This is a genomic window from Acinetobacter sp. ACNIH3 (genome assembly GCF_002918965.1).
In the GTDB taxonomy this organism is placed as follows: domain Bacteria; phylum Pseudomonadota; class Gammaproteobacteria; order Pseudomonadales; family Moraxellaceae; genus Acinetobacter; species Acinetobacter schindleri.
This window is the reverse complement of the sequence record NZ_PQLP01000020.1, coordinates 21,916-42,799: the sequence shown is the minus strand read 5'-3', so window position 1 is coordinate 42,799 and position 20,884 is coordinate 21,916. Positions and strand designations below refer to the sequence as shown.

Below are 20,884 nucleotides of genomic sequence, written 5' to 3'. Positions count from 1 at the left end.
TCGCTGTTATTGAAGGAATTCACCGCATCTTTCAGAAAAAGGGTCTATAATTCAAGGATTGACCAAGAGGATGAACACATGAGAGCTTCGACGATAAGTCTTAAAACTGAACAGGATATCGAAAAACTTCGTATATCGGGCCGTCTGGCTGCTGAGGTTTTAGCAATGATCGGAGAGCATGTGAAGCCGGGTGTCACGACAGAATATCTGGATGACATCTGTAATGATTTTATTGTGAATAAACTCCAAGTTATTCCGGCGAATGTGGGGTATTACGGTTATACCAAGACTACCTGCATTTCACCTAATGAAGTGGTGTGTCATGGCATTCCATCAGCAACTACCGTATTAAAAGACGGCGATATCATAAATATTGATGTTGCCATTATTAAAGATGGCTACTTCGGTGACACGAGCCGCATGTACTATGTTGGTACGCCTTCGGCTGAAGCAAAAAAACTGGTTGAAACCACTTATGAAGCAATGGTCGCCGGTATTCATGCGGTTAAACCGGGTGCAACCTTGGGTGATATCGGTTATGCCATCCAGTCTGTGGCACATCGTGAAGGTTATAGTATCGTACGTGAATACTGTGGTCATGGTATCGGTAAGGTTTATCATGAACAGCCAAACATTCTGCACTATGGTCAACCGGGTCAGGGTCTGGTGCTAAAAAAAGGCATGGTATTCACTATTGAGCCAATGGTGAATCTGGGTAAAGCGCGTGTTAAAGAACTTAAAGATGGCTGGACAGTGGTGACTGCAGATAAATCGTTATCTGCGCAGTGGGAGCATATGGTTTATGTGACTGACAATGGCTTTGAATTGTTATCTCCATGGCTAGAAGGCACGGGCTCTTATCCTGCAATTTAAATAAAAGATAAATCTCTGATTATGAAAACACTGATTTTTAAAAAATCAGTGTTTTTTTTTAATTGTAAATGAGCATACACATACGTTTTCAAAACAATACAAAATACTACGAATTGCAGTGGTGCAAATGAGATTCATTCTCTATATTTATATGAGTTAGATAGATAAGCTGTATCAATCTCTTTTATTTATTCTTGCTCGTATAATTAACTGATTAAAAGCCAAGAGAACGATCTAAGCGATATATTTTTTGATTTACAGAGTAAATATTGTTACCCCTTAATGCTGTAGTGACTCTGACTAGCTCATCCTCCGTAGATGAGCTTTTTTTTACCTATTTATTAATAAGTACAAATTCATATTAGTTGTGATGCAGGTGTTCAACCAGATAATCGATAAAGACCCGAACAGCAGGTAACAAGCCACGACGTGATGGATAAACCATATGGAAAATACCATGTGCTGCTTTCCATGCCGGAAGTACACGTACCAGTTCACCACGTTCGACATATTGCTGCACGACGTTATCAGGTAACAGGGTAATACCACACCCTGAAGCAGCAAGTTGTGCCAGCATACTCAGATCGGAGCCCAGTACTGTTGGCATAACGCGGATCTTTTTCTGTTGTTGCATATTATTGTGTAATATCAAAAACTGTTCAGTATGTTCATCCGCCATGCTCAGGATTTTATGCTCGGACAATTCTTCCGGATTTTTTAGATGACCAAATTCATTCAGATAGCCCTGACTGGCAAATAGATGCTGTTCGATCTGGTCAAACTGACGGATTACCAAATTTGGATCATCATCCAGACTGGAACGGACGCGTAGGGCAATATCAAAACCTTCATTGATGATATCCACACGACGATTCGTGACCATCATCTGAATTTTGATTTCAGGATATTGTTTCAGGAATGCAGGGAGAATGCGCGCGATTTCGTTTTGTGCAATGGATACTGGCAGGCTGATTTTAATAATGCCGCGTGGTTCAGTACTGAGATGATCGACCAGATCATGGGCGGCTTGGGCGGCACTGAGCATAACCTGGGCATGACGGTAAATATTCATACCGATATCGGTTACGGCAAAATGACGTGAGCTGCGTTGAATTAGCCGAACACCAAGACGTTCTTCCAGATTATAAACCCGGCGACTGAGTTTGGATTTAGGAATGTCAGTGGCGCGTTCTGCTGCACTAAAGCCACCATGTTCTACGACTTGAGCAAAACAATAAAAGTCATCTAGATCCGTCAGCATGAGTTCATTCCATATACGCAACAATAAGGTGATTAAAGAATTATTGTTGCAATGTGTCAATGCTGACTTTGTCTTTTTATTGACTATCTAGCTTAATTAAGCAGTTTATCTTTCAGATATTGCATGCCTTGGGTAGCAGTCATGGCAATTTTCTCAAACTGAGGAGGTAAGTGCTGCTGATTGGCTTTAGGGTCAATATAGTAAGCGCTGCAATTCGATGAAATCTCATGAATCAAGCCAGCAACCGGATAGACCTGCAAACTGGTGCCAATCACAATAAAAATATCAGTATCCCGCACGCAGTCCTGTGCTTCTGCATAGGCCGGTACAGCTTCACCAAACCACACGACATGCGGCCGCAGCGGATAGCCATCCTTACAAAGGTGTTTCTTGAGATCCAGTTCAGTACCATCAATTGGATAAAACTCGGTGGTGTATTGTGCCTTTGGTCCAGACGTTTTTGCCAGCCGGATATTGCCATGCAGGTGAATGACTTTTGAACTTCCAGCACGTTCATGCAGATCATCAATATTCTGGGTAATCACATGTATGTCATAAGCAACTTCCAGTTCAGCAATCAGTTGATGCGCAGCATTGGGTTGTGCAGCCAGAATCTTTTTGCGCCGCTCATTATAGAAGCGTTGTACCAGTTCAGGATTACGTCGCCATGCCTCCGGAGTAGCCACATCTTCTACGCGATGCTGCTCCCAAAGGCCATCACTGTCGCGGAAGGTATTAATTCCGCTTTCAGCACTCATACCTGCACCAGAAAAGACCACCAGTTTTTTCATTTTGTTTCTTTTTTCCTCTAAGCTGCGTGATTGCTGTGCTTAGCACTGGCTTTTAAGAATGCCGCGATTTCCTTGCTAAATTTTACCGGTTCAGTCAAAAGCGGGGTATGCCCGGATTTTTCAAAACGTACCTGTTTGGCATGTGGAATGCTTTGGGCAACCAAGGTTTGACCTTCAACTGGATAAAGTTTGGATTGTGAGCCGCTAAGGAAAGTCACCGGGCATTTGAGTGTCTGAATCGCCGCACGGTAATCTTCTCGATGGTAAAGATAATTATTGATATACCAGGCCATATAGTCGACCCGGTTTGATGGTAATAGCAGACTTTGCAGGCGTGGCTGATTCATAATCCATTCAAAGGCTTTCAGGCTGTATTTATTGTTATTTTGCAAGCCAATAAACTGCAGCCAAAGTTTGGCAATCTGATGGCGAGTGTTACTGTCCAGATCTTTAATGTATTTTACATTCTGATGTGTTGCCAGTAATTCTGAAATCTGGGTCAGAATAGAAATAAATACCGGATGATGTTCACCAAACAGGCCATAGCTCCAACTGTCATCTACCGGGATTTTTGGGGTCTGGTCAATATGCAGATAAGCAGTGATATGCTCGGCGAAATTAGCATAGTGCATACCATGCATGGCCGTAGTGGCACCCATGGAATATGCAATCACCATCACCTTATCAAGATGTAATTGCTGGATTACCAATTGCACATCCAGCCAGTGACTGGAAATTGCATTCATATCTGGAATCTTGCAATTACTGGAAGCCCCAAAACCGCGCCACTCCGGAATAATAAATCTGAACTGATGCCGATGCGGATAGAGGAAAGCCGCCCATTGCCAGCTCAACATCCCCAGGCCGGACAACACCACTACCGGCTGACCCTGTCCATATTCGCGTACAAAAAGCATTTCGCCATCGGGCATTTTGTAATATGACATCGACTGAGTCCTTATTTTTATATGCTAGCCAGCAGCTGCATTATTAAATTGTTTTAATTTTGGAATCATGATTTCTAACCAGCTAATCCAGCCTACTTCCAGATCGATACCCAGTTGCAGAATCATTTTATGAATATACAGTGTGCGGTTATTTTCGTCAGCTGTTGCAAAATCTTTGGCAAAAATCTGTCGGTAAATATTCAGTTTTTCCCGGTGCAACTCTAGATGCCTTTCCAGTTCTGGCAAGATAGTATTGCTGCCCATTTGGGCTTCAGCACGTAAGCGTACCATCAATTCTTCACGTAGTTGAGCCGGTGGACTTTGTTCCAGCATCCAGTTGGCCAGTTCTTCACGTCCTGGACGTTTTACCTGATAAGTCTTTTTACGTGAACTGCTGTCTTCATCTTCTATGGTAGAAATCCAGCCTTTTTGTAACATGGCATTCAGTTCACGATAGATCTGCTGATGGGTGGCATTCCAGAAAAAGCCCATCGAACGGTCAAAGCGGCGTCCTAACTCAATACCGGTACTTGGTTTTTCCAGTAAACTGGTCAATAGAACATGCGATAAAGACATAAACGTCTCAAGAAAAATGACTCGGGATTATTATGCAACATGTTGCATAAAAATCAATTCTGAACTATAAATTAATGCAACAAGTTGCATAAAAGCTGATGACTGAGGGGAATTTCACATCAGCCGATATAAAAAATAGCCAGCTGACAGGCACGCTAAGGAGTCGAAATGTCAAAGTATCCGCATTTACTTGCCCCATTAGATCTGGGCTTTACCACATTAAAAAACCGGGTTCTGATGGGTTCTATGCACGTCGGGTTGGAGGAAGCCCCGGGTGGTTATGATCGTATGGCGGCATTCTATGCTGAACGTGCCAAAGGGGGTGTGGCCCTGATTGTGACTGGTGGCATTTCGCCAAATGATCACGGTGTGACTTTCCAAGGTGGCTCTAAGCTCGATACGATAGAAGAAGCTGAGAAGCACAAGGTAATTACTCAAGCAGTGCATGAAGCTGGCGGCAAGATCGCCATGCAGATTTTGCATACCGGACGTTATTCCTATCAGGCTGAAAATGTCGCGCCGTCTGCGATTCAGGCGCCAATCAATCCGGTCAAACCACATGCCCTAACTTCGAGTGAAGTCCAGCAGACTATTGATGATTTTGCCAACTGTGCACGCTTAGCCCAATATGCCGGTTATGACGGTGTGGAAATCATGGGATCGGAAGGCTATCTGATCAATGAATTTATTGCCGCACGTACCAACCATCGTGATGACGAGTGGGGTGGCAGTTATGAAAATCGCATCCGCTTCCCGATTGAAATTGTGCGCCGGACCCGTGAAAGCGTAGGTGAGAACTTTATTATCATCTATCGTCTGTCGATGCTGGATCTGGTTGAAGGTGGTTCAACGCTGGAAGAAGTGATTCAGCTGGCACAGGAAATCGAAAAAGCAGGTGCAACGATTATCAATACCGGGATTGGCTGGCATGAAGCGCGTATTCCAACCATTGCGACCAAAGTGCCACGCGCAGCTTTTACCTGGGTAACTGAAAAGCTAAAAGATTCAGTCAAAGTTCCTTTAATTACCTCAAACCGTATCAATACTCCAGAAATGGCAGAATATGTCCTGGCTGCCGGTCATGCAGATATGGTTTCCATGGCGCGGCCGATGCTGGCAGATGCCGAATTTGTCGTGAAAGCCGAACAGGGCCGTAGTGATGAAATCAATACCTGTATTGGCTGTAATCAAGCCTGTCTGGATCATATTTTCTCGATGAAAATTGCGACCTGTCTGGTCAATCCGCGCGCCTGCTATGAAACTGAACTGATTTTTAAAGAAGTGTCTACACCAAAAAATATTGCAGTAATTGGTGCGGGTCCAGCTGGTTTAAGTTTCGCGATTTATGCTGCAGGTCGTGGTCATCATGTTACTGTCTTCGAGGCATCCAATCAGATTGGCGGTCAGTTTAATATTGCCAAAACTGTTCCGGGCAAAGAAGAATTCTACGAAACCATTCGTTACTTTAAACGCCAGATCGAATTGCAATCCCGTATTCAGCTCAAACTGAATCATACAGCGACTTTTGAGCAGCTGCTGTCTTCAGAATTTGATGACATCGTCGTAGCGACTGGGGTGAATCCACGTCAACTGGATATTCCAGGCATTGATCATCCAAAAGTGCTGTCTTATCTGGATGTGCTAAAAGAGCGTAAGCCTGTGGGTCAGCATGTTGCCATTATTGGTGCAGGCGGTATTGGTTTTGATACAGCGGAATATTTAAGCCATGAAGGTGAAAGTGGCAGCGTCAATCCGCAGAAATTCTATGATGAATGGGGAATCGATACCGATTATGACAATGTCGGTGGTTTAAAACAGCCAAGTGTAGAACAGCCAAGTCGTGAAATTTACTTGATGCAGCGTAAAGCAAAATCCGTGGGCGCAGATCTGGGCAAAACAACCGGATGGATTCATCGTACAGGTCTGAAACACCGCCACGTAAAAATGATCCCGGGTGTCAGCTATGAGAAAGTGGATGATCAGGGCTTGCATATTACAGTCAACGGTCAGCCAACGTTGCTTGAAGTAGATAATGTCATCATCTGTGCAGGTCAGGAATCTTATACTGCCATGTTTGATGAACTGAAACAGTCAGGCAAGAGCGTGCATCTGATCGGGGGAGCGAAAGAAGCGGGTGAGCTGGATGCCAAGCGCGCGATTCGTCAAGGTGCTGAGTTGGCAGCAGTGATTTAAAAATATTAAAAACTGCATTTCCGTTTTTTGTTTGCAAACCAAGATTTGTAGTGATGTAAACAAATGGATATGTAATTTTCCCTCTCCTTTAATAAAGGAGAGGGTTAGGGAGAGGATTTAACTATTAAATATATGGCTCCTCCTTGTGAAGTAGTATTTCTCACCTTTAATAAAGAGGGAAACTGCTTTCTAACAGAAGGGATATCATATTTAAAAGCATCAATCTTTATCGTTTATATGCGGAAATTTAAAAAACAACAAAGGACCCAAAAATGACTCTACAAACCACCAAAGCTTCACTCGCATTCTGGCACGAAATGTTGGAAAGCCGTGACATGAATATTCTGAATGAACTGCTGGCAGATGAAGTGGTATTTCGTTCACCAGTGGCATTTAATCCATACTCAGGTAAGCCTGTAGTCTTTTTTATTTTGACTAATGTGATTCAGGTATTCGAGAACTTTACGTATCACCGTACTTTCTATTCAGAAGACGGTAACCATGTTGTACTTGAGTTTTCTGCCAATGTGGGGGATAAGAAATTAAAGGGTATCGATATGATTCAGTTCAATGATGAAGGCAAAATGATCGACTTTGAAGTGATGATTCGACCGAAGTCAGGTCTTGAGGCGCTTGCTGCACAAATGGGACAGCGGATGATGGCCTTTCAAAATTAGTCTGATTCAGGAGCCATCATATAACCCGGCATGAAATTTGTAAGTCACTGAAGGACAACTGGATGGAAAGACAAATGAAAATGTTGATAAAAAAAGTAGTTCAGCTTTCAGGTGAATATTTGGACCGTGTGATTGGTGCGGACACGCCTACTTTATATTACAATCCAAATGGCGTATTTCAGAACCTGATTGATCATTTACCACAATTAAAGCAAAAATACCGTCCTACACCGTGGCTATGTAATGCGCATGCCCATATTTTATATTTTGACCTGATCAAAAAGAAAACCATCAAACTAAAATATGATGCAATTGAGCAGCTGAACATGTCTGATGGCGGAATCACTGGTATTGCCTGGTATGGACTCGACCTGCCAGTAGATACGCCAACGATTGTTTTACTACATACCATTACCGGTTCACCAGAATCAATGGGTGAGCTGGTCAGAGATCTGCATCTGCACACGGGTTGGCGAGTGGCATTATGTTTACGCCGTGGTCATGCCAATTTACCGATGCCTGTTCCGAAAATGAACCTGTTTGGCTCCACTCAAGATTTACGTGAACAGTTACTTTATATTCAGGATAAATTCCCGCAATCCGAACTATATGGTGTAGGTTCTTCCGCTGGAACAGGTTTGTTGGTGCGCTATCTGGGGGAAGAGGGTGAGCAAACCCCACTCAAAGCAGCTTTTGCACTGTGTCCGGGCTATAATACTGAAAGTGGTTTTGCTTATGTGCATCCATTTTATAGCAAGGTTATGGCTAAAAAATTACTGAAAAAATTTATTCATCCTTATCAGGACACCTGGAAAAATATACCTTCCTGGGAGCAGATTCTTTCCGTTCAAAATCTGGCAGATTTTGAGAAGCTATATTTTCAGCTGGCTGGCTATGAAGACTATGAAACCTATACCAAGGCCACGAACCCAATTTATGTCTTTGAAAATGTCAAAATCCCATTAATGATTCTGAATGCAGAAGACGACCCAGTCTGTCATATTAATAATCTGCATCCATATAAAGACCGTATCCGTGCCATGCCGAATATTATTGTAGTTACTACGAAAAGGGGCAGTCATTGCGGTTTTTATCAGGGCTTAACCAGAACTGAATCATGGGCTACTCTTCTTATGGCACAGTATCTGAAGCAGCTTTCTATGGCGGCGGCAGCAATAGAAGAAGCAGAACCTGAATACGTAGCATTAAAAAACCCAGCATAAGCTGGGTTTTTTAATTGAAAACAATAATCAGTTTTCAAGTGCTGGCGTAGCAGCTGCAATGGCGTCTGCCACAGCATCATCCTCTGACTGTTCTGCACCTGAATTGGTTTTAGGCTTGTACTCAGTCTCAGAATCCTGGGCGTTTGATGCTTGAGCAGATTGTGATGCTGCCGGTGCTGTTGCAGGAGTGCTCTGAGCAGGTCGAGTTTCACGACGAATTTCAGTTGTGGTATTCGGCGTTTCTTCACGAATCACTTCAACTGTTTCAGGAATTTCTTCAATTAAAGGCTGATCTTGTTCTGCTGGTTCCAGTGTTTCGAAATTCGGCTGTTCTACTGGGGTTGCTTCCGATGCTGCAGCAACTTCAGTCTGTTCCTCTTCCTTTGGAGCTTCTTTCTTTACACATGCAGTAAGTAAAAGTCCGGTTGCAAGCGCGCCACAGATTAAAAGTTTCTTATTCATCATTACTTCATAGGTAAATGTAGAGGGGATTACAATATTATAGCAGTAAATTAGCAGATAGAAATGATCTGAACTTACTCTAATTTTTTATCGGAAATGCTGTTAGAATAGTCAATTGTTTATTGTTCTTTGAATTGATGCGGATTGACTTTGCTTTCTAGGTGCAAGGTAAAGTAAAATTGCGCAACATTGCAGGCCTATTTAGGCTCGATTGTACGAGAAACCCAATGACCCATTTTATTTTCGTTACTGGTGGTGTTGTATCATCACTAGGTAAAGGTATTTCAGCTGCTTCTGTTGCTGCACTTTTAGAAGCCCGTGGTTTAAAAGTGACCATGGTAAAAATGGATCCATACATTAATGTCGATCCGGGGACCATGAGCCCATTCCAACATGGTGAAGTTTTTGTTACAGAAGATGGTGCTGAAACAGACTTAGACTTGGGTTACTACGAACGTTTCTTGCGTCGTGCGAAAATGACCAAATTGAATAACTTCACATCAGGTCGTGTTTACCAGGATGTTCTGAATAAAGAACGCCGTGGTGACTACCTGGGTGGTACTGTGCAAGTTATTCCACATATTACTGATAATATTAAAGAACGTGTACTTCGCGCCGGTGAAGGTTATGACGTTGCGATCGTTGAGATCGGTGGTACAGTAGGTGACATTGAATCTCTCCCATTCATGGAATCTGTACGTCAGTTAATGGTTGAACTTGGTCACAAGCGCACGATGCTTATGCACTTAACGTTACTCCCATACATTAAGTCTGCAGCAGAATTAAAAACCAAACCAACACAGCACTCTGTTAAAGAACTTCTGTCGATTGGTATTCAGCCAGACATTCTGATCTGTCGTACTGAACACGATGTTGATGCAGATACTACGCGTAAAATTGCACTGTTCACTAACGTTGAAGCACGTGCAGTTGTCGTATGTAAAGATGCGCGTACGATTTATCAGATCCCACGTACTTTCTATGAACAAAATGTTGACGATTTAATCTGTGAACGTTTTGGTTATAACGACCTTCCTGAAGCTGACTTAACAGATTGGGATAACGTTGTAGAAGCTTTACTGAATCCTGAATACACTGTACGTGTAGCAATGGTCGGTAAATACGTTGAACTTCCAGATGCATATAAATCTGTGAATGAGGCACTTTTACACGCAGGGATTCAAAACCGCGTTAAAGTTCAGATCGACTATGTGAATGCTGAAGAGCTTGAAAGTCAGGATGTAAACGAAGTATTAAAAGATGCTGACGCTATCCTGGTTCCAGGTGGTTTCGGTGAACGTGGTACTGAAGGCAAGATGCAGGCAATCAAATACGCCCGTGAAAATGGCGTACCGTTCCTGGGTATCTGCTTGGGTATGCAGCTTGCAGTAATTGAATATGCACGTAACGTGGCTGGTATTGCTGACGCAACTTCGACTGAATTCAACCGTTCAACCAAAGCTCCATTGATTGGTCTGATCACTGAATGGTTAGATGAGCGTGGTGAAGTGCAACAGCGTTCTGTAGATTCTGACCTTGGCGGTACCATGCGTCTAGGTGCACAGAAGTCTGAACTGGTACCAGGGACCAAGACTGCTGCTGTGTACGGTTCTGATGAAATCATCGAACGTCACCGTCACCGTTACGAAATGAACAACCGTTATATCCCAGTGCTGGAAGAGAAAGGCATGAAGATTTCTGGTTATTCACCGATCCAACATTTAGTAGAAACTGTTGAAATTCCTGAACATCCTTGGTTTATTGCGGTACAATTCCACCCGGAATTTACAAGTTCACCACGTGATGGTCATCCATTATTTGCTGGCTTCATCGACGCTGCAAAAAAACAGCATCAAAAAGCACAATAATTGGTGTCAGGACACAACTAGGAAGTTTAAATGTCGCAATTAAAACCACAAGAGATTGTACGTTTAGGCGATATACAAATGGCAAATCATTTGCCATTTGTACTATTCGGCGGGATGAACGTACTTGAGTCCAAAGACCTAGCTTTTGAAATTGCAGAAACTTATGTAGATATCTGTAAACGTTTGGGAATCCCATACGTATTCAAGGCAAGTTTTGATAAAGCCAACCGTTCAAGTTTGAACTCTTTCCGTGGCCCGGGTCTGGAAAAAGGTCTCGAGTGGTTAGCGGACATTAAAAAACACTTTAATGTGCCGATCATTACCGATGTACATGAGCCGTATCAAGCGGCTCCTGTGGCAGAGGTTGCCGACATTATTCAGTTGCCAGCTTTCTTAAGTCGTCAGACTGACCTGGTTGAAGCAATGGCAAAAACTGATGCTATTATCAACATCAAGAAAGCCCAGTTCCTTGCTCCACATGAAATGCGCCACATTCTGCACAAGTGTCTGGAAGCCGGGAATGACAAACTGATTCTTTGTGAACGTGGTTCAGCATTTGGCTATAACAATCTGGTTGTAGACATGCTGGGCTTCGACATCATGAAGGAAATGAATGTACCGGTGTTCTTTGACGTTACCCATGCGCTGCAAACTCCGGGCGGTCGTGCTGACTCTGCTGGTGGTCGTCGTGCCCAGATCACGACACTTGCACGCGCGGGTATGGCAACAGGTCTTGCAGGCCTGTTCCTGGAAGCACATCCGGATCCGGAAAAAGCCAAGTGCGATGGTCCTTGCGCATTGCGCCTGTCACAGCTTGAGCCTTTCCTGGCGCAGCTGAAAGAATTAGATACCTTGGTCAAAGGTTTCGCAAAGCTAGATACACATTAATTCAATACACATTGATGCGTCTTTTTTGACGCATCATTTTTATTAATCAACTGAGGAATAGTTCATGAGTCAAATCGTTGACATTCGTGCACGTGAAATTTTGGACTCTCGTGGTAATCCAACCATCGAAGCAGACGTTATCTTAGCATCTGGCGTAGTTGGCCGTGCATGTGCACCATCTGGTGCTTCAACTGGTTCTCGTGAAGCTTTAGAACTTCGTGATGGCGACAAGGCACGTTACCTGGGTAAAGGTGTTAAAACTGCGGTTAACAACGTAAACACTTTGATCCGTGAAGCTTTGGTTGGTAAATCAGTATTTGAACAAAAAGACATCGATAACACGATGATCGCTTTAGATGGTACTGAAAACAAAGAAAAACTAGGTGCAAACGCAACTCTGGCAGTTTCGCTTGCTGCTGCACGTGCTGCGGCTGAAGAAAAGAAAATCCCACTTTTCCAATACATCGCAAACCTTCGTAACAACAGCATTCTGACAATGCCTGTTCCAATGATGAATATCCTGAATGGTGGTTCACATGCGGACAACAACGTTGACATTCAAGAGTTCATGATTGAGCCTGTAGGTTTCACTTCATTCTCTGAAGCACTTCGCGCTGGCGCTGAAATCTTCCATTCACTTAAATCAGTACTTAAAAAACAGGGTTTAAATACTGCTGTTGGTGATGAAGGTGGTTTTGCTCCGAACTTACGTTCAAACGAAGAAGCGATCACTGTTATTCTTGAAGCAATTGAAAAAACTGGCTACAAAGCTGGTTCTGACATCATGCTTGCGCTTGACTGTGCGTCTTCAGAATTCTACAAAGATGGTCAGTACATTCTTGCAGGTGAAGGCAATAAAGCATTCACAAGCAACCAATTCTCTGACTACCTTGCAGGTCTGGTAAATCAGTACCCGATTATCTCGATTGAAGATGGTCTAGATGAATCTGACTGGGAAGGCTGGTCTTACCTGACTTCGATTCTGGGTGACAAGATCCAGCTGGTTGGTGATGACCTGTTCGTTACGAATCCTAAGATTCTGCAACGTGGTATCAATGAGAAAGTAGGTAACTCTATTCTAATCAAGTACAACCAGATCGGTACTTTGACTGAAACTTTAGATGCAATCTACCTTGCAAAAGCAAACGGTTACTCTACTGTAATTTCTCACCGTTCAGGTGAAACTGAAGATTCAACTATTGCGGATCTTGCAGTAGGTACAGCAGCAGGTCAAATCAAGACTGGTTCACTTTGCCGTTCTGACCGTGTAGCGAAATATAATCAATTACTTCGTATCGAAGAATTGACTAATGCTGCATATCGCGGTAAAGCTGAATTCAAAGGTTTGAACTAAGCGATTATCGTTGATGTTAAATGTATTCGACTCTTTGATGAGTAAAGTACTGTTGGGCCTTGCGATCCTTATGATCGCAGGGTTTCAATATTTATACTGGTTTGGTGAGGGTGGCTATCAAGACCATCAGGCACTGACACAGAAAATACAACAACAAGTAGAACTGAATGAAGAGCTGAAAGAGCGCAACCGTGTGCTGGCAGCTGAAGTTTATGATCTGAAAAATGGTGATCAAGCCATTGAAGAACATGCACGTCTGGATCTGGGTTTAATTAAGCCGCATGAGACTTTTGTGCAGATGAGTACCATCAGTACCCAATATAAACCGATTTATCTCGATCAAAATTCTAAAGTAGACCTGCGTACCAATGAGTCAGCTGAAAATTCAAGCACACCATAAATTATGGGCTATCATTCCAGCTGCAGGTTCGGGTAGCAGATTCTCTAAAACAGAACTAAAGCAATATCAAATGATTCAGGAGCGTACTGTTCTTGAACATACGGTTGCACGTCTGAATCAACTTCCGCTGACCGGTTATGTGCTGGCGATCGGTAGTCAGGATGATGTTGCTATAACCTTGCCATTTTCTAATCAGGATAAAGCCCATTTTTGTGCCGGCGGTACAGAGCGGGTCAATTCTGTCCTCAATGCCTTAGCTTACCTAACTGAAATCACTTCAGAAGAAGATTGGGTATTGGTACATGATGCGGCACGTCCATGTGTCAGTCAAAATGCATTGATTGATCTGGTCAATACGGCGACTGAAACTGATCAAGCTGCTATTTTGGCAATTCCAGTCCGCGATACCTTAAAGCGCGTCGTACAAGGTCAGGATATCGAAACTACAGTAGACCGTTCGACTCTCTGGCAGGCTCAAACACCACAAATGGCCAAACTAGGCCGGTTAAAATATGCTATCGAACAGGCATTACAAGATGGTGCCAATATTACCGATGAAGCCAGTGCACTTGAGCATGTAGGTGAAACCGTACGTGTAGTTCAGGGGCGATCTGATAATCTCAAAATTACCTATCCGGATGACCTGGAACTGGCTCGTCTGATTCTGGCAGCACAAGCCTAAATTTATTTGAAGAAATACATAATAAATAGAGCACTGGCGATCAATTCTCCGCTGCTTTCACTTATAATTTCGCCATTGTTAGTTTTGAACCTTTTGTCACAATGATACCTTCACAGCAGTATCGTTTTTTACGACAATCCGCACGTGATGGATTGAGTATAAAACACGATTCCTCAAGATGGACCAAGCTACATCTGGACCCGTGGTTGCTATGCTTCCTGTTACTGAATGCTGCCTTGGGGTTGATGGTAGTTTATAGTGCGACCTCTGAAAACTCAGGCATGGTGATCCGTCAGGCGATCAGTTTTGGTGTCGGTTTTGTGGTGATGTTTATCTGTGCGCAGGTTCCGCCAAAAGTGTATCAAGCCGCCAGCCCGTATTTTTATGCCTTCGGGATCTTTATGCTATTGCTGGTCTTTGTGATTGGGGAAAGGCGACTCGGAGCAACACGCTGGATTACTTTGCCGGGCGTGGGAAGTATGCAGCCGAGTGAAGTGATGAAATTTGCGATGCCACTGATGATGGCCTGGTACTTCGCGCGTAAGCCATTTCCACCGAAGTTTATGCATATTGTTGGTGCCTTGATTTTACTGGGTATTCCTTTTGTGCTTGTAGCATTGCAGCCTGACTTGAATATCGGTCTGGTGATTCCGGGGATCTTTGTTTTATTTTTGAGTGGTATGTCCTGGCGCTTGATTGGCGGTGCAATGGCAGCATTAGCTGTGGTCGCACCATTAATGTGGATGTTCCTGTTACAGGAATATCAGAAAAAACGTGTCCTGACGCTATTTGATCCTGAATCAGATGCACTCGGTGCAGGCTGGAATATTATCCAGTCTAAAATCGCCATTGGTTCTGGAGGAATGACTGGCAAAGGTTATTCGCAAGGGACACAGTCACATCTGGGTTATCTGCCAGAGCATCATACTGACTTTATTATGTCGACTTATGCCGAAGAATTTGGCTTTATCGGTGTATTTTTATTATTTAGTCTGTTTACCGCTATTATTATTCGTTGCTTGATGATCGGAATGAACAGCTTTCATAACTTTGGCCGTCTATATGCGGGTGCTACAGGTCTAACCTTTTTCTTTTTCGTATTCCTGAACTCAGGCATGGTGAGTGGTATCCTTCCAGTGACAGGCGACCCATTACCACTGATGAGTTATGGCGGAACCGCTGTGATTTCTTTGCTCGCCGGTATGGGTATTGTGATGTCAATCCATACCCATCGCTAAATAATAGGAGAAAAGAAAAAGCCAGATTTATTCTGGCTTTTTTATTGCTTGAGATTTTATGTTATAAATATTCAATAACTTAGATAAATAACTATATTTGCATATTGGGGACAAGATGAAGAAGTTAATGTTGGTGATTGGACTTGTAGGATTGTCAGCAACTATATGGGCAAAGCCATTGAGTTCAGCGGAATTTAAATCTCAAGTTAAGCAGCATTATGATGCATTAGAAGTGAAACAGGCTGCACTCAATGTGTCGGTGGATCGTCGCGAGCATCCAGCAATTATGATTGCTAAAACATGTGAATATTCTAAAGGTCTAAAACAGCTTAAGCACTTTTCCGAACAAAATCTGCATCTGGCTGAAGCCAAGGATGAACTGCAATTTGTTCATTTATTGGATACAAGCTTTAATCAGTCCTTCATTGATTTGGGTACTACTTATGAAATGGGGTGCCTAAAACGGTAGGAGGTGAATTCTACCTATACGGTTCACAAAGGCTCTAAAGACGCTTTAAAAATGGCATTTTTATTTGATTAAAAGTTAGGCTTTGCATTGGTTGGTTTTTTCGGTTCTATGATTTTGCTTTAGTCGCCATCCAGCAAAGCAGTGAACCAAAACACACCATCAATGCACCTTTCCAGAAGCTGAAGGTTAATTGTGTGCTCAAAATCAATGCTGAAACCACAGAAGAAAAAACCGGGATAAAGTATGAAGCTGTTGCCAATACAGTCACATTTCCATGCATAATTCCGATATTCCATGCCCCATAGCCAATGCCCATTGCAAAAGCAGCTAATACCAGATAAATGCTGGAATTCAATTCGAAATTCGGTATGGGCTCAGCAGAGAAAATCCATTGGGTCCATAGTACAATCGACACCAAAATAAAGAATAAGGTAATACCATTTTTACCATTGGCAGCACGAGCAGTCAGGGTACAATAGGCAGCCCATAGAAAGACACCGGTTAAAGCCAGTCCATAACTCAGTGGATTGGTCTGTATATTGGACAGCATTGTTTTAAAGCTAAATCCAGCTTCACCACCAAGCACCAGACAGATCCCTGCCACAGATAAACATATCCCGGGAAAGATAAGAAAATTGGTTTTCTGCCTGTTAAAAATAATTGAAAACAGAATCGTGGCTGTCGGCCACAGATAATTCACTATTCCGATTTCTATAGCTTGTCTATTATTGCTTGAATAGCCAATAGACAGGGCAAGACAAATTTCATAAGCCACAAAAAGCAGGCTTCCCCAAATCAGATATTTAAGGGGGAATTCTTTCAGATGTGTCCAGCCAAATGAAAGCAATAGAATAATCGAGGCGCATGAATAGATTAACGCAGCTCCTCCGATCGGTCCAAAGTAATGACTGACTTCTTTGATGAGAGCAACAATGAGACTCCATAAGAAAACTGCCGTAAGACCAATCAATGTCGCTTTGTTTGAGTTCATTACTCTTGTTCAGGATAAATTTAGAAGATAGTTTAGGCCAAAATTGATAAAAATATCATTGTTCTTTTTAAAAATATGAGAGTAAAGATCTTGTATTTATCAAATTTAAGCTCTCCAAAGAGAGCTTAAATTTTGTTTGAATGCTCAGGCAATGAACCAGGTGTAATAACCCCAGAGCATCAGCGGCCATGAAAGGAAAGGGCTAAATAGCCATTTCCAGAACCAGTGGCGTGGCATAAAGCCTACACCATGAACAAAGCCTCCAGAAATGCCAATCATGATAAACATCATGGCTCGGTGACTATATGCACCATTATCATCCAGCATCGCAGCTGGATGTACCAGTAACACCGCTGCGAGTGGAAATGCCAGCAGGCAGGAAATCACCATCGCAAATTTGTTGGGTTTCTTGTCTATAACGGGTTTCTCTAGCGCAGCTTCAGTCATGATTTATTCCTCATCCAGGTCTTGGTGCTGTTCCATATAAATTGCAGCAATCACACTGGCAAAACACGCCATAAGTACACCTAGAATCCATGCAAAATACCACATAATTTTGTCTCCTTAGGACACAGTCTTAGTACAAGCTGTGTGAATTCTCTTGAATGTATTTATTGGTGATTACGCCCCACATCTTGTAGTAACACCAAGTGGTGTAAAGCAGGATGATTGGAACAAAGATACATGCAGCGACAGTCATTACCGTCAAGGTATTTTTACTGGATACTGCATCCCACATGGTCAAGCTGGCAACAGGGTTAATGCTAGATGGCATTAAGAATGGGAACAGGGCAAAACCGGCAGTCAGGATTGCACCGATCACCGCCATAGATGAACCTAGGAAGCTCAGGCCTGCTTTAGCTTTAGAGGCAGCCAGCACGACAATAATACCGCCAAGGATACCCATAATTGGCGCAATCATGGTAATTGGATAAGTTGTATAGTTATTCATCCATCCAGGGTTGCTATTGATCAGTACTTCTTTAGCCAGTGGATTTGCAACACCATTGGTGTCATATGGAGTCACCAGTGTATAACCTTGGATACCGCCGAAATATAACCATGCGCCAGCAGCAAGGAAAGTCACCAGATAAACCAGTCCCATAATTTTGGTTGCTTGAGCAGAACGTTCACGTAATGCACCATCAGTACGCAGCATTAACCAAGCGCCACCGTGTGCACACAACATGGACAAGCTTACAATACCGCAAACTAAAGCAAACGGATTTAGCAGAGCGAAGAAACTGCCGGAATAAGTTGAACGAACAGTTTCATCTAAAGTGAACGGTACGCCTAGGAACATGTTGCCGAAAGCGACACCGAAGACTAATGCAGGAACCGCACCGCCAACAGCCAGACCCCAGTCCCAGGAATTACGCCATTTGGTATTTTCCAGCTTGGAGCGGTAGTCGAAGCCGACAGGTCGCAGGAACAGTGCAAATAGTACTAACAGTAGCGCCCAGTACATGCCAGAGAAAGCAGTAGCATAGACCATTGGCCATGCTGCAAACAGGGCACCGCCTGCAGTGATGAACCAGACTTGGTTGCCATCCCAGTGTGGGGCAATCGTATTAATTGCCGCACGACGTTCCTGATCATTTTTACCTACAAATGGCATGATCGCCATTGAGCCCATATCGAAGCCATCAGTCAGTGCAAAGCCAATCAGCAAAACGCCAACCAATACCCACCAGATAATTTTGAGCAGTTCATATTCAATCATGATTTCACCTCGCCAGTTGCACCTTCTGGAAGAGCTGCAGCTGCGTCTTCTTGCTCGGCTGTTACTTGAGAATTAAGTTTTTCGAAATGGTATTTGCCAGTATGTAATGAGCTTGGCCCCAGGCGAGCGAACTTGATCATCAGGTACATTTCAATGATCAGCAATACTGTGTAGAACGCTGCCAGTGCCAGGATTGAGCCCATCACATCGCCTGTGCTTAAAGTAGATGCAGACAGGTGTGTAGGTAATACTTCACCAATAGTCCAAGGTTGACGACCTACTTCAGCCACATACCAGCCAGTTTGTGCAGCAATCCAAGGCAGTGGTAAAGCAAACAGGGCAAATTTTAATAACCAAGGTTTGTTTTCAGCATTGCGTTTCGCTACAGCAAAAGTCGCTAATACGAACAGCAGCAACATCAGGAAGCCGGAACCTACCATGGCACGGAATGCCCAGAACAGACTTGGTACATGTGGAATAGTGTCTTTGGCAGCAGCTTTGATGTGTTCGTCAGAAGCATCGACGACATTTGGAGTGTATTTTTTCAGAAGCAGACCATAACCAAGATCTTTTTGGGTATTTTCAAATGCTGCTTTTACTTCAGGAGATTGATCGCCTGCACGTAATTTTTCAAGCTGTTCATATGCCAGCATACCGTTGCGGATACGACCTTCATGTTCAACCAGCAGATCCTTGATCCCTATCACTGGAGTATCTATTGAACGGGTTGCAATGATCCCCATGACATAAGGAATTTTGACTGCATAATCTGTACGCATGGTTTCCTGATTTGGGAAACCAAATAAAGTGAATGCGGCTGGGGCCGGTTCTGTTTCCCATTCTGCTTCAATCGCAGCCAGTTTAGTCTTTTGTACATCACCAATTTCGTAGCCAGATTCATCGCCTAGTAGAATCACTGAAAGTGTAGAGGCCAGACCAAAAACTGCAGCAATAGCGAAAGAACGGCGGGCAAAAGGCAAGTCACGTTTTTTTAGCAGATAGAAGCTTGAGATTGCCAGAACGAAAATCGCACCTGTTACATAGCCTGCAGAAACAGTATGAACAAATTTTACTTGAGCGACCGGGTTAAAGATCAGTGCACCAAAATCAACCAGTTCCATACGCATGGTTTCATAGTTGAATTTAGAACCTACCGGGTTTTGCATCCAGCCATTGGCAACCAGAATCCATAATGCAGACATGTTGGAGCCAAGCGCCACTAACCAAGTTACACACAGATGCTGAACCTTAGACAGACGATCCCATCCAAAGAAGAACAGGCCAATGAAAGTAGATTCCAGGAAGAAAGCCATTAAGCCTTCAATCGCTAGCGGTGCACCAAAGATGTCACCTACATAGTGCGAATAGTAGGCCCAGTTGGTACCAAACTGGAATTCCATGGTCAGACCGGTAGTTACCCCGAGTGCAAAGTTAATCCCGAAGAGTTTCCCCCAGAATTTGGTCATGTCCCGATAAATTTCCTTACCGGAAATCACATAAGTGGTTTCCATAATGGCCAGGATAAAAGCCAGGCCTAAGGTCAACGGAACGAAAATAAAATGATACATCGCAGTCATAGCAAACTGGAACCGCGAAAGATCGACCACGCTTTCAGCAATCATCAACGTGTCTCCTTGATTTGGGAAGGACTGCCGGCAATACGCTCGGCAACTTGAGAGTCAAAATTTTTGGGAATTGTAGGCGCATCAAACCAGATATGTTTAATTGTCAGTAATAGAATGACCTTGATGATTAAAATCAAAGTGATCTCTCTTACAACTTTTTGATTTAGATTTTCTGGAACTAAGCTCATGTAAATAAGCCTGTCTTTATAACGTGTTAATTTATTATTAATCTAATGTGATAAAAAATAAATAGACTAAACAGTTTAAATAAATACATATTTATAAGTATTTGAATATTAATAATTTAAAATTATATTTTTTTAAAAAATAATCAAAATATTTGTGATTATTTTGTGTAAACATAATTATTTTTAAATCCGACTTTTTTGCTTATATTTAAAAATTAATATCCTATTAAAATAGTTGGATTAAGAAAAAATAATATTTTAAATTCTGATTATTTTACTTGGTTTATTATATTTTTATTGAAAATGAGAATAGATTAAAATTTTAGGGATTAAAACGAGAAGGGTCTTTCGTGGAATCTAAAGGTGAGGTGAATTCTTATTGCTGAGAAAAAGCAGGCAAAAAAAAGAACATGCATGTAGCATGTTCTTTTTAAACTTTTGGAGGAGTGTAGAGC

22 protein-coding genes are annotated in these 20,884 nt (G+C 42.8%); 11 read left to right on the top strand and 11 right to left on the bottom strand.

Going from position 1 to position 20,884, the window contains the following annotated elements:
- Positions 1-78 precede the first annotated feature (78 nt).
- The gene (gene map, locus C3420_RS09775; RefSeq protein WP_103800355.1) at positions 79-873 is read left to right on the top strand and encodes a type I methionyl aminopeptidase; all 795 of its coding nucleotides are present in this window, start codon (positions 79-81) and stop codon (positions 871-873) included.
- A gap of 361 nt (positions 874-1,234) precedes the next feature.
- Here the strand turns inward: map and C3420_RS09770 are convergent, their stop codons facing one another.
- The 4 genes from C3420_RS09770 to C3420_RS09755 all read right to left on the bottom strand — a co-directional run bounded on the left by C3420_RS09770 (position 1,235) and on the right by C3420_RS09755 (position 4,448).
- Positions 1,235-2,134, bottom strand: a complete 900-nt coding sequence (locus tag C3420_RS09770; RefSeq protein ID WP_103800356.1) for a LysR substrate-binding domain-containing protein — start codon at positions 2,132-2,134, stop codon at positions 1,235-1,237.
- Positions 2,135-2,226: 92 nt separating this feature from the next.
- Complete coding sequence (locus C3420_RS09765) at positions 2,227-2,925, bottom strand: SIR2 family NAD-dependent protein deacylase (RefSeq protein ID WP_103800357.1); 699 nt, start codon at positions 2,923-2,925, stop codon at positions 2,227-2,229.
- A 17-nt stretch (positions 2,926-2,942) separates the two neighbouring features.
- Complete coding sequence (locus C3420_RS09760) at positions 2,943-3,872, bottom strand: alpha/beta fold hydrolase (protein ID WP_103800358.1); 930 nt, start codon at positions 3,870-3,872, stop codon at positions 2,943-2,945.
- A gap of 24 nt (positions 3,873-3,896) precedes the next feature.
- Positions 3,897-4,448, bottom strand: coding sequence for a PadR family transcriptional regulator (locus C3420_RS09755; RefSeq protein WP_103800359.1), 552 nt, complete (start codon positions 4,446-4,448; stop codon positions 3,897-3,899).
- A gap of 168 nt (positions 4,449-4,616) precedes the next feature.
- Between C3420_RS09755 and C3420_RS09750 the strand changes: the two genes are divergently transcribed.
- The 3 genes from C3420_RS09750 to C3420_RS09740 all read left to right on the top strand — a co-directional run bounded on the left by C3420_RS09750 (position 4,617) and on the right by C3420_RS09740 (position 8,541).
- Positions 4,617-6,641: an NADPH-dependent 2,4-dienoyl-CoA reductase gene (locus tag C3420_RS09750; RefSeq protein WP_103800360.1), complete on the top strand. Its 2,025-nt coding sequence runs from the start codon at positions 4,617-4,619 to the stop codon at positions 6,639-6,641.
- A gap of 272 nt (positions 6,642-6,913) precedes the next feature.
- Positions 6,914-7,318 carry a nuclear transport factor 2 family protein gene (locus C3420_RS09745; protein WP_103800361.1) on the top strand — a complete coding sequence of 135 codons (405 nt, stop codon included), beginning with the start codon at positions 6,914-6,916 and terminating at the stop codon, positions 7,316-7,318.
- Positions 7,319-7,392: 74 nt separating this feature from the next.
- A complete protein-coding gene (locus C3420_RS09740) occupies positions 7,393-8,541 on the top strand; it encodes a YheT family hydrolase (RefSeq protein ID WP_103800374.1) in 1,149 nt (382 codons plus the stop codon).
- Between the two features lie 27 nt (positions 8,542-8,568).
- Here the strand turns inward: C3420_RS09740 and C3420_RS09735 are convergent, their stop codons facing one another.
- The gene (locus C3420_RS09735) at positions 8,569-9,003 is read right to left on the bottom strand and encodes an internalin (protein ID WP_171294461.1); all 435 of its coding nucleotides are present in this window, start codon (positions 9,001-9,003) and stop codon (positions 8,569-8,571) included.
- 227 nt (positions 9,004-9,230) lie between these two features.
- On the opposite strand from C3420_RS09735, the gene C3420_RS09730 reads away from it, so the two are divergent.
- From C3420_RS09730 to C3420_RS09700, 7 genes are all read left to right on the top strand, one after another.
- A complete protein-coding gene (locus C3420_RS09730; RefSeq protein ID WP_076753680.1) occupies positions 9,231-10,871 on the top strand; it encodes a CTP synthase in 1,641 nt (546 codons plus the stop codon).
- 30 nt (positions 10,872-10,901) lie between these two features.
- A complete protein-coding gene (gene kdsA, locus C3420_RS09725) occupies positions 10,902-11,759 on the top strand; it encodes a 3-deoxy-8-phosphooctulonate synthase (protein ID WP_076753679.1) in 858 nt (285 codons plus the stop codon).
- Between the two features lie 64 nt (positions 11,760-11,823).
- The gene (gene eno, locus C3420_RS09720) at positions 11,824-13,113 is read left to right on the top strand and encodes a phosphopyruvate hydratase (RefSeq protein ID WP_004815801.1); all 1,290 of its coding nucleotides are present in this window, start codon (positions 11,824-11,826) and stop codon (positions 13,111-13,113) included.
- 13 nt (positions 13,114-13,126) lie between these two features.
- Positions 13,127-13,513: a septum formation initiator family protein gene (locus tag C3420_RS09715; protein WP_005222368.1), complete on the top strand. Its 387-nt coding sequence runs from the start codon at positions 13,127-13,129 to the stop codon at positions 13,511-13,513.
- Entirely contained in the window at positions 13,482-14,195 is a 714-nt protein-coding gene (gene ispD, locus C3420_RS09710) for a 2-C-methyl-D-erythritol 4-phosphate cytidylyltransferase (protein WP_004815806.1), read from the top strand. Before C3420_RS09715 ends, ispD begins: the two co-directional genes overlap by 32 nt.
- A gap of 101 nt (positions 14,196-14,296) precedes the next feature.
- Positions 14,297-15,433: a rod shape-determining protein RodA gene (gene rodA / locus C3420_RS09705; protein ID WP_004815808.1), complete on the top strand. Its 1,137-nt coding sequence runs from the start codon at positions 14,297-14,299 to the stop codon at positions 15,431-15,433.
- Positions 15,434-15,548: 115 nt separating this feature from the next.
- Entirely contained in the window at positions 15,549-15,902 is a 354-nt protein-coding gene (locus C3420_RS09700; protein WP_228152954.1) for a hypothetical protein, read from the top strand.
- A 106-nt stretch (positions 15,903-16,008) separates the two neighbouring features.
- Here C3420_RS09700 and yddG read toward each other — a convergent pair whose 3' ends face one another.
- The 6 genes from yddG to cydP all read right to left on the bottom strand — a co-directional run bounded on the left by yddG (position 16,009) and on the right by cydP (position 20,429).
- Positions 16,009-16,893 (bottom strand): aromatic amino acid DMT transporter YddG, encoded by an 885-nt coding sequence (gene yddG / locus C3420_RS09695; RefSeq protein ID WP_103800363.1) that lies wholly within the window; start codon positions 16,891-16,893, stop codon positions 16,009-16,011.
- A gap of 144 nt (positions 16,894-17,037) precedes the next feature.
- Entirely contained in the window at positions 17,038-17,340 is a 303-nt protein-coding gene (locus C3420_RS09690) for a cyd operon YbgE family protein (RefSeq protein WP_048881235.1), read from the bottom strand.
- A 3-nt stretch (positions 17,341-17,343) separates the two neighbouring features.
- Positions 17,344-17,445, bottom strand: a complete 102-nt coding sequence (gene cydX / locus C3420_RS09685) for a cytochrome bd-I oxidase subunit CydX (RefSeq protein ID WP_004278713.1) — start codon at positions 17,443-17,445, stop codon at positions 17,344-17,346.
- 25 nt (positions 17,446-17,470) lie between these two features.
- Entirely contained in the window at positions 17,471-18,616 is a 1,146-nt protein-coding gene (gene cydB / locus C3420_RS09680; RefSeq protein WP_048881234.1) for a cytochrome d ubiquinol oxidase subunit II, read from the bottom strand.
- Complete coding sequence (locus C3420_RS09675) at positions 18,613-20,238, bottom strand: cytochrome ubiquinol oxidase subunit I (protein ID WP_103800364.1); 1,626 nt, start codon at positions 20,236-20,238, stop codon at positions 18,613-18,615. Before C3420_RS09675 ends, cydB begins: the two co-directional genes overlap by 4 nt.
- Positions 20,238-20,429 carry a cytochrome oxidase putative small subunit CydP gene (cydP, locus tag C3420_RS09670; protein ID WP_004893080.1) on the bottom strand — a complete coding sequence of 64 codons (192 nt, stop codon included), beginning with the start codon at positions 20,427-20,429 and terminating at the stop codon, positions 20,238-20,240. The genes C3420_RS09675 and cydP overlap by 1 nt, the downstream gene beginning before the upstream one ends.
- Between the last annotated feature and the right edge of the window lie 455 nt (positions 20,430-20,884).

Coding starts and splice junctions, on each gene's coding strand:
- cydP (WP_004893080.1), bottom strand. CDS start 20,429: ATGAGCTTAGTTCCAGAAAATCTAAATCAAAAAGTTGTAAGAGAGATC.
- cydX (WP_004278713.1), bottom strand. CDS start 17,445: ATGTGGTATTTTGCATGGATTCTAGGTGTACTTATGGCGTGTTTTGCC.
- C3420_RS09765 (WP_103800357.1), bottom strand. CDS start 2,925: ATGAAAAAACTGGTGGTCTTTTCTGGTGCAGGTATGAGTGCTGAAAGC.
- C3420_RS09740 (WP_103800374.1), top strand. CDS start 7,393: ATGAAAATGTTGATAAAAAAAGTAGTTCAGCTTTCAGGTGAATATTTG.
- C3420_RS09730 (WP_076753680.1), top strand. CDS start 9,231: ATGACCCATTTTATTTTCGTTACTGGTGGTGTTGTATCATCACTAGGT.
- C3420_RS09745 (WP_103800361.1), top strand. CDS start 6,914: ATGACTCTACAAACCACCAAAGCTTCACTCGCATTCTGGCACGAAATG.
- C3420_RS09675 (WP_103800364.1), bottom strand. CDS start 20,238: ATGATTGCTGAAAGCGTGGTCGATCTTTCGCGGTTCCAGTTTGCTATG.
- map (WP_103800355.1), top strand. CDS start 79: ATGAGAGCTTCGACGATAAGTCTTAAAACTGAACAGGATATCGAAAAA.
- cydB (WP_048881234.1), bottom strand. CDS start 18,616: ATGATTGAATATGAACTGCTCAAAATTATCTGGTGGGTATTGGTTGGC.
- C3420_RS09755 (WP_103800359.1), bottom strand. CDS start 4,448: ATGTCTTTATCGCATGTTCTATTGACCAGTTTACTGGAAAAACCAAGT.
- kdsA (WP_076753679.1), top strand. CDS start 10,902: ATGTCGCAATTAAAACCACAAGAGATTGTACGTTTAGGCGATATACAA.
- C3420_RS09690 (WP_048881235.1), bottom strand. CDS start 17,340: ATGACTGAAGCTGCGCTAGAGAAACCCGTTATAGACAAGAAACCCAAC.
- rodA (WP_004815808.1), top strand. CDS start 14,297: ATGATACCTTCACAGCAGTATCGTTTTTTACGACAATCCGCACGTGAT.
- C3420_RS09715 (WP_005222368.1), top strand. CDS start 13,127: ATGTTAAATGTATTCGACTCTTTGATGAGTAAAGTACTGTTGGGCCTT.
- C3420_RS09770 (WP_103800356.1), bottom strand. CDS start 2,134: ATGCTGACGGATCTAGATGACTTTTATTGTTTTGCTCAAGTCGTAGAA.
- C3420_RS09735 (WP_171294461.1), bottom strand. CDS start 9,003: ATGAATAAGAAACTTTTAATCTGTGGCGCGCTTGCAACCGGACTTTTA.
- ispD (WP_004815806.1), top strand. CDS start 13,482: ATGAGTCAGCTGAAAATTCAAGCACACCATAAATTATGGGCTATCATT.
- yddG (WP_103800363.1), bottom strand. CDS start 16,893: ATGAACTCAAACAAAGCGACATTGATTGGTCTTACGGCAGTTTTCTTA.
- eno (WP_004815801.1), top strand. CDS start 11,824: ATGAGTCAAATCGTTGACATTCGTGCACGTGAAATTTTGGACTCTCGT.
- C3420_RS09760 (WP_103800358.1), bottom strand. CDS start 3,872: ATGTCATATTACAAAATGCCCGATGGCGAAATGCTTTTTGTACGCGAA.
- C3420_RS09700 (WP_228152954.1), top strand. CDS start 15,549: ATGAAGAAGTTAATGTTGGTGATTGGACTTGTAGGATTGTCAGCAACT.
- C3420_RS09750 (WP_103800360.1), top strand. CDS start 4,617: ATGTCAAAGTATCCGCATTTACTTGCCCCATTAGATCTGGGCTTTACC.